Below are 12,323 nucleotides of genomic sequence, written 5' to 3'. Positions count from 1 at the left end.
AAAAAGTAAGCCAGTTCGCCATCAGCTCCATTTACAGGCCCGAGCAGTAGACGGTTCCAGAACGGTTCGCCGCCGTGCAGCTTGTCGGCGGCAAGGACATGGCGCTCCAGTGCGCCGAGCAACGGCTCGAGCAGCGCAGCAGCGCCGCCCACCATGCCGGCCAGGGTGGAACGCTTCAGCTCGACGCCCTCGCGGGCGTAGATCTCGCTTTGGCGGTACAGCGGAAGGTGATCGGCGTACTTGCTCACCAGGACATGTGCCAGCAAGCCGGGGCCGGCCAGGCCACGCGCGACGGGCCTGCCGGGCGCGTCCGCCTGAACGTTGGTCTGGCACTTCGTGCAGGTGTATTTCGGCCGCACATGACGAACCACCACGAAGCGCGCCGGCACGATCTCCAGCACCTCGGCCACGTCCTGGCCAAGCAGGCGCAGCACACCGTTGCAGCCGTCGCAGGCACATCGCTCGATGTTGGATGGCTGGTGCACCAGCGTCTCGCGCGGCAGGTGATCGGGCAGCGGCTTGCGTGCGGGGCGCTTGCGTTGGCCGGCGCCGGTCTGCGCCGACTCGCCTGCGGGGAAGTCAGATGCGCCGGGCTCGTCCAGGGCAAATCCGCCCACAGATGCACTGACGTGCGCAAAGGGCCTCAAAAACCATTCAAATTAGCAAAATGCGTCTGAAATTCGTGTTCCGACGCACCATCTGAAAAACGACCGCTCGCCCGGCGGAGATGGTACGTTTCGGACGGAGAGTATTTTAACACCCTGTTAAATCGTCGCATTCTCGTTTAACAGGCCATAAAAGATATTAGAAAACTGACCTCTGAGTTTTTAGGATATTGTGACAGAGTTGAATTATAAATATTTTAAATTTCGACTTCCGGTCTCGCGTAAGACGTTGGTAGATAAATTTTAAAAGTCGAACCTCCGCCGATTTCAGTCCTAAGTTCAATTGTTGCATCCAGCAAATCAGCCAAGCGCTTTACGATGGATAGTCCTAAGCCTTCGCCCGCGTTCATGCGAGGAACGTGTGAATCTTGGTTCTTCAAAACATGAACATTCGCAATCTGCACAGGTGAGGGCATAACTGTTGTCTGGTCAACTTTAGTCGCAGCAATCAGTGCATTAGCAAGTGGGGAACGTGTGTCGGGGTCCATGCCAGGTCCTGAATCCTGGACTTGTAAAACCCAACGCAGGTCTTGCGGCATTTCCATCCGATGCCAACTCACATCAACGCCACCCGATTCAGTGTATTTAAGCGCGTTCAGGATCAGGTTCTGGGCAATACGGCGAATTTTCGTCGTATCGGCCATGACCACCAGTTGCTGACATCCCTGGTAAGTAAGCGCAAGACCACGCTCGTCTGCGAATGCTGTCAGACCAGCGCACAATTCATTCAGCTGTTCACTGATTTCGACAGTCTCTAATCGTCGAAATTCTTTACCAGCCTGAAGTTTGGTCAAACCCGTAATGTCGTCGAGCATTACACGAAGCGACTGCACATTTTTATCAAGCATCAGAGCAAAGTCTCTTTGCTTTGCCGCGCCACCTGATTTTGCTTTGGATCGTTTGATGCCCTGACTGGCACTGGCAACTACGCCGACATTGCCACGCAGGTCATGTGCGATCTGTTCTCAGAATTCGTTGCGACGAGCCTCAATCTCCGATACATCTCGAGCCGCGTGTTCGAGATCGGCAATGTGGCTATTGGCTTCAATCTGCTGCATGTTAAAAAATTGGTTGGCGCTTTCTTCGACACCGCTTGAATACGCCTCCGCCCAAGCCTGTCGTGCTTCAGACAGTACCAACGGTTCACATTGGGCTACCTCTATCGAGAACCGATCGATTTCCGTGACCAGCAGTCGATTGAGGTGGCCCAGCTCGCGCATGACCTGTCTCAGGTCATAGCCTTGCTGCCAACGATGTAACCCATGCGCGCCGGCTGCATCGATGATGCGTGTGACTTCTGTCCCAGCATCGGCCCCAGTTGCCATGGCATTGAGCTTTCGCTCGAAACCATCAAGTGCCGCTGGGACGTGGTCATTGAGTTGTCTTTTTGGCAGAGCGTCGCCAGCGGTGAGCAGAGCGTCTTTGCGAATCGCATCCCGCCAGGACCGCAGTATTTCGTCGCGTCGGGATGCCAGATGCGCTGCAAGAAGACTAAGGAGAGGATGTGCCATGGAACTTTTTTGAACGACCTTGTTTGCGCGATGAGCCAGATGATGACAAAGCGTCGGCATGGAAAGAGACGCACGCAAAGAATGTTGACAACAGCATCTGTCGTTTCGGCATTTCTCGAAACGCTCATGTAGTTCACAACTTCGTGAGCGACCACCTCGAACTTTCAGGCGATCAGCATGGACTACAACAACCCAAATCCTTCCAATATCAACGCGCCTAAGGACTCGGGCTCGTCGGGCCTATCGACTGGGGGAGGAGCCCAAAAGGACGTAGAGCAAGCCGCCAACAAGGCATCTGACGCCGCCCGCGACGTCAAGGATCAGGTAAGCGTGATGTCGGACGACGCCAAAAACAAGGCAGCCGACGTTGCCACCGATGTGAAGGAAAAGCTCTCCGATATTACGGACGATACTAAGCAGGCCGCTTCGAACCTGGTCAACAAGGCGAAGCAGTCGAGTGAGAAGGCCATCGACGCGACGCGTGATTATGCAAAAAACGCTGTCGATGCCGCAGGCAAGAAAGTTCGCGATGTGCATGAGCAGTACCAGTCTGCCATATCGACTGCAACAGGCTACGTGAACGAAGATCCCATGCGCGCCGTCAAGTACGCTGCCATCGGCAGTGCCGTGCTTACAGCTGCACTGATCGGCATCTTCCGTCGGCGCTAGCAAGTCAGGGAGACACGTGCACCCCATATTTTCAGCTGCGTTGCGCAGACCGGACCTGCTTGCGGATCATGCAAGCAACTACATCGCGTTGGCCAGAGAAGAGGTTTCGCAAACTGTCCGTGGACTGGTTGTTCGGGCCGTTGGCGGTGTGGTCGTGGCTATCGCCCTGCCGCTCGCGCTTGGCTTTTCAGGCGTCGCGTTCATGCTTGGTGCCCTTAACGGATTTGCCAGGATTCTGCTGATCGTCCCTGGGCTCACATTTGTAATTGCGGCAATCGGCGGCTATCTGGCGACCCGTCCGGGTGTTGCCGAGGGTGTACTTGAGATGAAAGTGCAGTTTGACGCTGATATGGCGGCGATGCGACTCGCAGGAGGCTCAAATAAGTGAGACAAGTGCGAAGAGCAGTCTGGCCGCATCTCGTTTGGCGCTTTTGCGTGAGATGGGTGTTGCAATGACGCCTTCAAGAGCAGACGTTTTCTTAGCCGCCGATGTTGCCGTCGCTGGGTTGGCCGTTGACGAACCACCTGTCAAACAGCAATCTCTGTGGATGGTACTGAGCAAAAAAACGATAGGTGATTGGTGGTCCAAGCGCCCGTTGAACTTGGCATTGCAGATTGTGCAGCCTGCCTTACGGCTTTATGCAAGGAAGAACCCAGCGGTAATCATCGCGGTGGGAGCAGGCACAGGCGCTTTGATCTATCTACTAAGGCCGTGGCGACTGCTGTCGCTCTCGTCACTGGCTGCAGTGTTGATCCGAACGCCTGCCATTCCTAAACTTGCGATGCAGCTGGTGCATTCTGCGCAGAAGAACGATGTGCGTTTGAATCCGAAGGATGCGGAGTCCGCTATGCACAATTAGGAAACGGCATGAAATATTCACTTCGACAACGTTTCTCACGAACGTAAAAGCAGTTGCGGTTTTTAAAAACATCTAACTATTTATTTAAACAAAAGAGGCTTAATTATGGGAATTATTAACAGTATATTTAGCAAAATTTTCCCGTTATCGCATGCCGCGAATGTGCCTACGACTCTCGCTACGCCGGTTGCGACCGCAACCGTTGGAGGTACTGCACCAACGGCGCCTTCAAACGCTCCGAGCGCGATGGCTGAAGTGGATGTCGAACAGATGCTTGATGCCATGACTGCCAAGTCTGCGGAGAAACTCAACTGGAAAGCGTCGATTGTTGACTTGATGAAGCTGCTTGGCCTTGATAGCTCACTGGCTTCACGAAAAGAACTCGCACAGGAGCTGCATTACAGCGGCGACATGAACGACTCTGCAACGATGAACCAATGGTTGCACCGTCAAGTCATGACAAAAGTGGCAGCCAACGGCGGCAAAGTGCCTGCTGACCTCAAAGACTGACCGGAGCATCAAGTCATGGGATTCATCTGGACCATATTGATCGGCTTCATTGCTGGACTAGTTGCTCGCGCAATACTTCCGGGAAATCAGTCGATGGGATTCATCTTGACGGCAGTGCTTGGGATCGCAGGCTCTTTGTTGGCCACTTACTTGGGCCAAGCAATGGGCTGGTACACCGTAGGTGCCGGTGCTGGTTTTATCGCTTCAATCCTTGGTGCCATCGTGGTACTGGTGGTTTACGGACTTGTTGTGGGCAGTCGGCGTTAAGTCGCTTAAGGAGTAATCATGAGCTTGATGGATATATTGCAAAATTCACTGCAAGGTAACACCCGGAGGCACATTTCGACCAAGTGGCGCAAAAAGCGTCGAATGACGAGTTGGGTGCTGGTCTCGCTGGTGCAATGAAGTCCGACCAGACGCCGGCTTTTGGCGACATGGTTGGCCAACTTTTTGGACACTCATCGTCGACGCAACAGGCAGGTGTGTTGAACCAGATCTTAGGCTCTTTAGGACCAGCTGCATTTTCAGGAATTGCTGGCGGCGTACTTGGACGCATCCTTGCCCCGGGACAGACTCAAATCACGCCCGACCAGGCTTCGCAGCTGTCGCCAAGCCAAGTCTCCGAAATTGCTGCTCATGCAGACAAGACGCAACCCGGTGTGATTGATCAGGTGAGCCAGTTCTATGGGCAGCATGCCGGCTTGATCAAAATGCTCGGAGGCGCTGCGCTGGCGGTGACGTTGGCAAAGATGAAAGAAAACGCCACGCGCGGATAGGAGCGCGTCCGTCGACGCTACAACACATTTCTTTATACCAACGCAGTTTTCGATGCGTCATCGAAGTTCGTTGCTGATTTCAGTTCGGATGTGCTCGTTAGCGCCAACGCCGAAATGAGCCACGCTGCCAGCGTTCTACTGAGCCGCGTCAACACTTGCGAGGCAAGGCAGGAGCGGCGGTAGCCACATTTTTGCGGCTTAGTCGACGGTAGGCAAACTGGTCAAAGTGGCTCTTTCAACTTCGGCGGCAACATTGCTGGTCACCGACGTCGGTCTGCCTGGCACCAATGGTCGCCAGTTGGCCAAGATATCGCGTGCGCGCCGACCGTGCTTAAAAGTGCTCTTCGTCACCGGCTATGCCAACAAGGCAGAGACCAGAAACGAATTCTTAGGTCAGGGCATGGACATGCTGGCGAAACCTTTCAGCGTCGATGCCTTGGCCAACAAGGTCCGGACGATGTTGAATGAACCTGCATTTGATGGATTGGCGTCGAACACAGATACCGCAAGCACCTTCGGCGATTGATCCGGTCAGACAAGAGGCAGATGCTGCTTCTGCAGACAGAGCACGAGGCGAGGTATCTGAGGCACATCTGCCTCTTTGGGCTCTCGCAAAATAGCTAGGCGACATGCTGCAGATCAATGCTCTCTTGACGTTTCCTTACATCCCAATCTGAAGGAATCGCACAGCTGAGCAGTAGTGGCATTTGTCTACTAGCTCATGCTTTTCCGGATCATTTATTGCAGTCAATCGCGGTGTACAACCAGCGAAGCGTCGGATTTGCTTGATCACTCACGAATCAACAACGCACGCCTCGGCGTAACCGGTGCGTTGTACCTCTCAGGCGACCGGTTTGTGCAGTGTCTTGAAGGCGAAAAGGCGGTCGTTGGCAGTCTTTACCAACGGATCTCACTCGACTGTCGTCACACAAAATGTCGGCTGCTCGATCAGCGGCCGATCTCAGGCCGGGTCTACAGCGGCTGGTCGATGGCTTGGCTTCCCGAGTCGACATGCGCAGGCCTGCTAATGAAAACGCTGGTCTCGGACAACGATCCCCTTAAACACCTCGATGGCGCCTCGATGGGCGCCTTATTCTACGCGATGGCGCATACGGGCGAGTGCCGCTAGCTCGGCGTCTTGTGTCTGACCTTCCGCCCACTCTTCTAAATTTGCCAATGCAAAGTCATTCTGAAAAACCGCCTATCAAGAATTCGTCGCCGCCCGAAGTGTCGGTGGCAGATTCTGGCGATCTGTCCATTCCTGGGCACCGAGACGACATCTTCTTTGCTGCGATCGAGACAACCCGCATGCCCATGATGGTGACCGATCCACGCCTGCCTGACAACCCGATCGTATTCGTCAACCGGGTCTTCCTTTCAATGACGGGGTACAGAGTCGAAGAAACCATGGGTCATAACTGTCGGTTTCTGCAAGGCGCCGATACAGACCCCTCCAGCGTAGCAGCGATTCGCGAAGCGATCCAGGACCGGCACGAGATCAGCTTGGAGCTCCTGAACTACCGCAAGGACGGTACAAGTTTCTGGAATGCGCTGTACATCTCTCCCATCTTCAACCAGAACAAAGAGCTGGTGTACTTCTTCGCATCGCAGCTTGATATCACGCGACGTCGCGATGCCGAAGCAGCTTTGGGCCAGGCGCAAAAAATGGAAGCGTTGGGCCAGCTCACCGGCGGCATCGCACACGACTTCAACAACCTGCTGCAGGTGATGTCCGGGCATGTCGAACTGCTCGAGGTTCGACGCAAGGCGGGTTCGATCACCGATGCGGCGCTGGAGCGTGGACTGGTCAATATTCGCAGTGCGATCGGAAAGACATCGACGCTTACTCAGCAGCTGCTGGCCTTCTCGCGAAAACAGCGCCTGCAAGGTCGCCTAGTCAACCTGAATACTTTGGTAGGCGAATTGACGAACCTGGTGATGGACACGCTGGGCGAAGGCATCGAATTAAAGACGCAGTTGGCCGACGACTTGGGTAACTGCCAACTGGACGCGACGCAGCTTGAAACGGCGCTGCTAAACATCCTGGTCAATGCGCGCGACGCCATGCCCGCTGGTGGCAAGATCATCTTGAAAACACGCAACATCGAGGTTGAAGCTCAGGACACGCATTCATTTGCGGGTCTACCACCTGGACAATACGTGGCCCTGGCCGTGGCGGACACAGGTACTGGCATTCCCCCAGACATCATCAAACGCGTGATGGACCCGTTCTTTACCACCAAGGAAGAAGGCAAGGGCACCGGTCTGGGCCTGTCCATGGTCTATGGCTTTGCCAAGCAGTCGGGTGGCACGGTCGACATCTACTCGGAGGTCGGTGTCGGCACCACGGTGCGGATGTACTTTCCGCGCTCAGGCCGGATGGTGAAGCCTGCAGCTCAGCTGTCAACGCGTTCTGCCGACAGAGGAGGCACAGAAACAGTCTTGGTGGTCGATGACCGCCTGGAGGTAGCCTCCTTATCGCGAGACATGCTGGAAGGCCTTGGCTACAAAGTCTTCGTCGCTGCAAGCGCAAGGGAGGCGCTTGATCTCGAGCGCGATCACCGGCATGAGTGGACACCGGACCTGTTGTTCTCGGACTTGATTATGCCCGGTGGCATTAACGGCTTTGGTTTGGCGAGGGAGATGCGCAAACGCGTACCACGCATTCGGATCTTGCTCACCACGGGATATGCCGGCGCGTCCGACGGTATGAACAAGGATGAAGGCTCCGAGTTTGAGATCTTGAAAAAACCCTACCGCCTGTCTGATCTTGCACGGCGTGTACGCCATGTCTTGGACAGTGTGCACACGACGCCATGAACTCTCTGCTATGCACTGCAAAACGTATTTGAAAAGTCGGGCCTGAGCGGGCGGTCTCCAACGATGTTGACAACAACGTCCCGCCATTAACGGCTAGGATTTAGCCGTATTCATTTCAGGCGATGATGAAAAAGCAAACGACCGCGACGGTCCCGCATTTAAATGGGCGATCAGATGCTTTTAATGAGATTAACAGAATAATCTAGGGGTAATACGTTCTGACGCGGCGTGGCAAGGCGCGTTGACCTGCGAGGAAAAGAACTGCGATAGAGGCGTGGATATATGCGATATGCGGCGAATTTAGAGGATTTACTGCCTAGACTTAAAGCTTGCAAGCAACCATACGACCAAGCATCAATGACTTTGGAGTGGACGTGGCACGAGACAGGATTGAATTTCCAAAGCCCTGCAAGCCGACACTTTGGCTAAAAGAAATTTCTGAGCTACTTATTGCGAAGTGGTAACAATGCCCCGCTGTAAACAACATTGGGATTAAATCTGCTCTTTGTGAACAATCGGCGTGCTCCTACGTGACCATTCAGATTTCGTGAAGGAGTTGACATAACGCAAGTCTTTTAGCTGACGCCTACCAAAATTGAAACCTTTTGTCTACGGTCATGTGAATACTCCAGCACTACACAAAGGAAGCTGGATGAACTCAGCAGTTCAAAATTTATGCATGGTCGAGTTGGGCGAGGACCTGGTGGCCGAAGCCGATTTCATGCAGCACCGCATTCGCGTGCGTTGCACGTATGTCCAGCATCAATGGTGCTGGACATACAACGTATTTCTCGTCGAAGAAGGAAAGGCCACGACACGTCTCAGCCCTGACCCATCACAACTTCGGACAGCTTCACGCATCGGCGCTGCCAACATGGGGATGACGTACGCTGTGAATCACCTTCTCGGTGTGAAGCAGCCGTCGCTGATGCTCGTGATCGAGAGTCCGGAAGAGATGGCAAGACTGGCTGCCTAGGTGACCGCTTTCTTGCCTCGGTAACGCCTCTCAAGCATATGGCCTAGGCCAAAAGTTTCGACGCTTATGTGAGGTTCTGCACAGCGATACTTTGGACTCAAACAGGGAGTCCTGCATGCATCAACATGTCCGAAACCTGCAGCTGATCGACCGTGGACATGAGGTCCTCGCTGAAGCGGATTTCTTGGATTTCCAGATCAAGGTCCGATGTGTCTATGACTCTGAACGCCAATGTTGGGTCTATCACGTGTTTCTGGTTGCTGACGCAGGGCTACATCAAATCTCCAACGTGCCTTGCGCTGACTTCGTCATCGCGACTGGAAGTAGTTCATCCATCAGCTTGAGCGTATGCCGATGCACCTGGGCGCGAATGCTCTTGACGCCATGCACAAGCGAGAAAAGCTAAAGATCAAAACATCGAACGCGCAATTCGAGCAGGCCTACTCCTAGGAGTTAGACCTTCCGGCACCTTGCTCAACAAGGCACACCAACTGATGTCCTACGCACTGGCTTAGTTCGCCTGCTCAATGTCATGGACCGAGATGCTAGCGCAGCGCTCGACGCGATTCTCGAAGTGACTATACCAGTCGACATTCTCAGCCATAGCTCAACACCATTTGATGCAGTATTTCGTGCACTAAATCACGCTTTTGGAATATGCACTGAGTCAAAATAAATCTTAAGCATTACACCTGAATATACTTGTTACATGAAATCATACAGCCGACGCGATCATTGGTGGAACGAAAAGCTTCAACGCACAGAAGACTTTTCTCTCCAGCTTTCTGGATCAGATTTTCGAAACGATTCTGCCAATCGACGAGTTTGGATCGTTGTTTTTTGCATCACCGCATGCCTACCAATTGTCGGTGGTTGTTTGAAATTAGCTGCAGGCTGGGGCACATAAATGGAGAAAAAATCGAGGACTCGGCAAACTGAATTTTGGGATAGTGCTCCGTCCGAGCTCGATCGCCTAACGTACTTCAGCCGACTAGAAGAAAGGGAGCAGAGAGCACAAGGGTGGCGGCGGAATAGCCTATACCTCACAGGATTTGGAGTCGTTTTGGCGCTGTTTGTACTGATCGTTAAAAGTTTGCGTTGACGGCCATTTCAAGCACTTGCGTCAGCGAGTTCAGACGCAGGCACCACAACCTCACAAGCGGAGACTGAGATCAACGCGCTTTGGCGCTCCAAATTGCGCCACTAGAACAACAAGTTGGCGGCAATGCCTTCCTGACGTGTAAGAAAACAACACGCTCGGACCTGGTTCATAGCTTTGGCGAACCAGTGCGGCCTTCTCTGCGAGGGACCAGCGCCTGCGGCCCTGGTCCCTCATGGACACCTCGATGGCATCCGTATTGCTAGTCGTACTTACGGTCCAATTCCTATCGTTAGAGTTAAGCGATAGACCGTGTCTTTCGACTGAAGGGGCCAACTCAGATAAAACAGGCATCACTTCTAAACACTTGGTAGCGTTCGCTGCATTTAGATATTAGGGAAAATCCGATGCCCAGCTTTCTTTTTAGGAAATTTCGAAGTCGGAAAGCGACTTTCCTATAGCCAATGCTTCCGTGATCCAACCTGGCTTACGGCCGCGTCCACCCGACCAGGTCTGTCCAGCCGGACCCCGATATTTGGCGGGCGCTGGTGTCTTGTTAGTCTTCTGCGAAGTCGAAGCAACTTTGGATACACGACCTGCAAGTTTCAAATCCGCTGCCGTCAAGCCATATTCGGCGATCTGCTGCAGCACTTGGTCGATGATGCCGGTGCGCTCGTGATTGCGCAGTTCTTCAGCTTGCTTGCGCAACTGGGCGGTTTGTTCTTCACTCTTTTTGATTTGAGCGGCGAGATCTTGAAGAGAGACTGTCATAAATTTCCTTGAATTTGCAACGATTCTATCGAAATAAATCAAGCGCCGCTTCAGAAGCAATACTTTTTTGAGAATTCTTACAGCTTGCTTCACCGTTCCGTAGGACAGCATCGCAAACGATCGAGCATCTATGGTTCGGCATCAACCGATCATCGTATTCCAGGTTTTTCAGCTAAAACAGTCTGTCAAGTCAGTAGGTCAGCTTGCCTTTGATCATCACAACAAGCTTTCCGCATAGATGCATGACTTGATCGGGTGTAAGTAGCGCGCGGCGTGCCGCTAACCAGTCGGACTTGGCCAGCGGCGGGGTACTCTCGTCGTGCCCTTGGAACAGAACGGCCGTAGACCACCTTTTCACTTCCTATCGTCGGTAAGGCGATGGTGTAGCCAATGTCGAATCCGGCGCAGGCGAAGAAGTCGAGTCGGGCATCACCAAGTCGAAGAGTTGTCCAGCCTCGCTGCTGCCTTTTTTTCTCGGCCTAGTTGAAAAATTAGCTCACGTTGTCGATCCACATGCACAGCGCGGCCTTGCGGGCGAGGCAGATGCGCTGTGGATAGCGCTGTATGCCGATGACCGTCTTGCAGTGACCACCTACGAGACCGACACCACGGGTTGTATGCCCCCACCTCGCCCGCGGTGAGTGCGGTGCTGCTGGCCTTCACAAGACGCCGTACCCGAACAGCGTAACGAGCAAAGCCAGCACGCTGGCTGCTCGCATCCGCGTAATCACATCGCGTTTACGCGCTTCTTGCTCAAAGGATGAACCCCAAACCATCTTGGATCTTGGAATAGTAACTCTTTGGTAGGCATTTTTTGTTTGCCCGCAACTGTTAAGCAATTAGTTGCAGCGCACAGAGTAATACAAAACTATATTTTTAGTACCAAATAGCCAATATTAAAGAGCTACAACAAAATTTAAAAATAGTTTGCAAAATTACTTGCCGAAATATCTCGTTGCAAACACAATTGGCCTCAGCGTAGGAAACGTCCTTCATTTCTTGTAGGCGTAAGTACTACGTGAAGGGTGTTTGTAACGAATTTGGTTTCACACATGCACACAGCAATGTTGTATGAAGCAAATCGCCCGAAGCAGTGCGCATTGTTAAATGACTAGTTTTTAAATGAAACGTTGAGACTTCTCACATCGGGTTAGGTCCTTTGTTTTTTCTTCAGATCTGGCGTGTGTCAGAAAAAATTAGAACGACTTTGATTAGGTTGTGGCTCTGCCCTGCACGGTAATTTTTTAAAACCTTTGGATATAGAAAGTTTTTGTGCCAAAAGTATTAATTGACTCTACCCTTCACGCAATTGCTGCGCTGGTTATTAGCATGCCATTTGCTTCTTTTGCTCAGACAACGTTACTGACCGGTCAAAGTGGATCTTTCGCACTTTCTACTGTTTCGACGGTAAGCTACGGAGGGAACGGTGCTTTCAATAGCAAGACGTTGGCCGCAGGAACTTATGTTTGCGGTGATCAGTTATTCGGTGACCCGGCACCGGGCATTGCCAAATCTTGTTACGTACCGGCGGAGTTGAGCCAAGTTGTTGCTGCCGCGACGACGACGACCTCCACATCGACGGTCATGACGCTGCTGACGGGCCAGAGCGGTTCCTTCAAGCTGACGTCGACGTCCGCAGTTGCGTACGGTTCCGGCGTCCTGATGA

Annotated in this window: 13 protein-coding genes and 3 pseudogenes; 11 read left to right on the top strand and 5 right to left on the bottom strand. The window is 53.0% G+C overall.

What is annotated here, in order from left to right; translation table 11 throughout:
• Nucleotides 1-65: 65 nt before the first annotated feature.
• From ACSFA3_RS20870 to ACSFA3_RS20860, 3 genes and pseudogenes are all read right to left on the bottom strand, one after another.
• Nucleotides 66-587, bottom strand: a pseudogene (locus ACSFA3_RS20870) (IS66 family transposase); the annotation flags it as partial.
• Nucleotides 588-862: 275 nt separating this feature from the next.
• Nucleotides 863-1,513, bottom strand: a complete 651-nt coding sequence (locus tag ACSFA3_RS20865; RefSeq protein WP_435507419.1) for a sensor histidine kinase — start codon at nt 1,511-1,513, stop codon at nt 863-865.
• A gap of 117 nt (nt 1,514-1,630) precedes the next feature.
• On the bottom strand, nt 1,631-2,176 hold the full coding sequence (locus ACSFA3_RS20860; RefSeq protein ID WP_435507418.1) for an RsbRD N-terminal domain-containing protein: 546 nt from the start codon (nt 2,174-2,176) through the stop codon (nt 1,631-1,633).
• 177 nt (nt 2,177-2,353) lie between these two features.
• Between ACSFA3_RS20860 and ACSFA3_RS20855 the strand changes: the two genes are divergently transcribed.
• The 10 genes from ACSFA3_RS20855 (at nt 2,354) to ACSFA3_RS20810 (ending at nt 8,787) form a co-directional block, all read left to right on the top strand.
• Nucleotides 2,354-2,845, top strand: coding sequence for a hypothetical protein (locus ACSFA3_RS20855; RefSeq protein WP_435507417.1), 492 nt, complete (start codon nt 2,354-2,356; stop codon nt 2,843-2,845).
• A 16-nt stretch (nt 2,846-2,861) separates the two neighbouring features.
• Complete coding sequence (locus ACSFA3_RS20850; protein WP_435507416.1) at nt 2,862-3,233, top strand: hypothetical protein; 372 nt, start codon at nt 2,862-2,864, stop codon at nt 3,231-3,233.
• Nucleotides 3,234-3,297: 64 nt separating this feature from the next.
• On the top strand, nt 3,298-3,705 hold the full coding sequence (locus tag ACSFA3_RS20845) for a hypothetical protein (protein WP_435507415.1): 408 nt from the start codon (nt 3,298-3,300) through the stop codon (nt 3,703-3,705).
• A 105-nt stretch (nt 3,706-3,810) separates the two neighbouring features.
• A complete protein-coding gene (locus tag ACSFA3_RS20840) occupies nt 3,811-4,215 on the top strand; it encodes a DUF3597 domain-containing protein (protein WP_435507414.1) in 405 nt (134 codons plus the stop codon).
• Between the two features lie 15 nt (nt 4,216-4,230).
• Nucleotides 4,231-4,482 carry a GlsB/YeaQ/YmgE family stress response membrane protein gene (locus tag ACSFA3_RS20835; RefSeq protein ID WP_435507413.1) on the top strand — a complete coding sequence of 84 codons (252 nt, stop codon included), beginning with the start codon at nt 4,231-4,233 and terminating at the stop codon, nt 4,480-4,482.
• Between the two features lie 83 nt (nt 4,483-4,565).
• The gene (locus ACSFA3_RS20830) at nt 4,566-4,991 is read left to right on the top strand and encodes a hypothetical protein (protein WP_435507412.1); all 426 of its coding nucleotides are present in this window, start codon (nt 4,566-4,568) and stop codon (nt 4,989-4,991) included.
• Nucleotides 4,992-5,217: 226 nt separating this feature from the next.
• Entirely contained in the window at nt 5,218-5,517 is a 300-nt protein-coding gene (locus ACSFA3_RS20825; RefSeq protein WP_435507411.1) for a response regulator, read from the top strand.
• Nucleotides 5,518-5,712: 195 nt separating this feature from the next.
• Nucleotides 5,713-6,120 (top strand): BLUF domain-containing protein, encoded by a 408-nt coding sequence (locus tag ACSFA3_RS20820; RefSeq protein ID WP_435507410.1) that lies wholly within the window; start codon nt 5,713-5,715, stop codon nt 6,118-6,120.
• Nucleotides 6,121-6,167: 47 nt separating this feature from the next.
• On the top strand, nt 6,168-7,811 hold the full coding sequence (locus tag ACSFA3_RS20815) for a histidine kinase famiy protein (RefSeq protein WP_435507409.1): 1,644 nt from the start codon (nt 6,168-6,170) through the stop codon (nt 7,809-7,811).
• A 652-nt stretch (nt 7,812-8,463) separates the two neighbouring features.
• A complete protein-coding gene (locus ACSFA3_RS20810; protein WP_435507408.1) occupies nt 8,464-8,787 on the top strand; it encodes a hypothetical protein in 324 nt (107 codons plus the stop codon).
• 1,113 nt (nt 8,788-9,900) lie between these two features.
• Here the strand turns inward: ACSFA3_RS20810 and ACSFA3_RS20805 are convergent.
• Both ACSFA3_RS20805 and ACSFA3_RS20800 read right to left on the bottom strand, forming a co-directional pair.
• A pseudogene (locus ACSFA3_RS20805) lies at nt 9,901-10,123 on the bottom strand (transposase); the annotation flags it as partial.
• A gap of 186 nt (nt 10,124-10,309) precedes the next feature.
• Nucleotides 10,310-10,768 (bottom strand): H-NS histone family protein, encoded by a 459-nt coding sequence (locus ACSFA3_RS20800; protein ID WP_435507407.1) that lies wholly within the window; start codon nt 10,766-10,768, stop codon nt 10,310-10,312.
• 1,218 nt (nt 10,769-11,986) lie between these two features.
• Here ACSFA3_RS20800 and ACSFA3_RS20795 point away from each other — a divergent pair.
• Nucleotides 11,987-12,323, top strand: a pseudogene (locus tag ACSFA3_RS20795) (hypothetical protein); the annotation flags it as partial.

Origin of the sequence: Variovorax glucosi (genome assembly GCF_051216695.1) — a bacterium.
In the GTDB taxonomy this organism is placed as follows: Bacteria; Pseudomonadota; Gammaproteobacteria; order Burkholderiales; family Burkholderiaceae_C; genus Variovorax.
The sequence above is the reverse complement of the archived record's forward strand: the minus strand, read 5'-3'. Positions and strand labels throughout refer to the sequence as shown.

Bases quoted from the DNA above. Each gene is read 5' to 3' on its own strand.
- ACSFA3_RS20865 (WP_435507419.1), bottom strand. From the start codon at position 1,513: ATGCTTGATAAAAATGTGCAGTCGCTTCGTGTAATGCTCGACGACATT.
- ACSFA3_RS20860 (WP_435507418.1), bottom strand. From the start codon at position 2,176: ATGGCACATCCTCTCCTTAGTCTTCTTGCAGCGCATCTGGCATCCCGA.
- ACSFA3_RS20855 (WP_435507417.1), top strand. From the start codon at position 2,354: ATGGACTACAACAACCCAAATCCTTCCAATATCAACGCGCCTAAGGAC.
- ACSFA3_RS20845 (WP_435507415.1), top strand. From the start codon at position 3,298: ATGACGCCTTCAAGAGCAGACGTTTTCTTAGCCGCCGATGTTGCCGTC.
- ACSFA3_RS20840 (WP_435507414.1), top strand. From the start codon at position 3,811: ATGGGAATTATTAACAGTATATTTAGCAAAATTTTCCCGTTATCGCAT.
- ACSFA3_RS20835 (WP_435507413.1), top strand. From the start codon at position 4,231: ATGGGATTCATCTGGACCATATTGATCGGCTTCATTGCTGGACTAGTT.
- ACSFA3_RS20820 (WP_435507410.1), top strand. From the start codon at position 5,713: ATGCTTTTCCGGATCATTTATTGCAGTCAATCGCGGTGTACAACCAGC.
- ACSFA3_RS20815 (WP_435507409.1), top strand. From the start codon at position 6,168: ATGCAAAGTCATTCTGAAAAACCGCCTATCAAGAATTCGTCGCCGCCC.
- ACSFA3_RS20810 (WP_435507408.1), top strand. From the start codon at position 8,464: ATGAACTCAGCAGTTCAAAATTTATGCATGGTCGAGTTGGGCGAGGAC.
- ACSFA3_RS20800 (WP_435507407.1), bottom strand. From the start codon at position 10,768: ATGCTGTCCTACGGAACGGTGAAGCAAGCTGTAAGAATTCTCAAAAAA.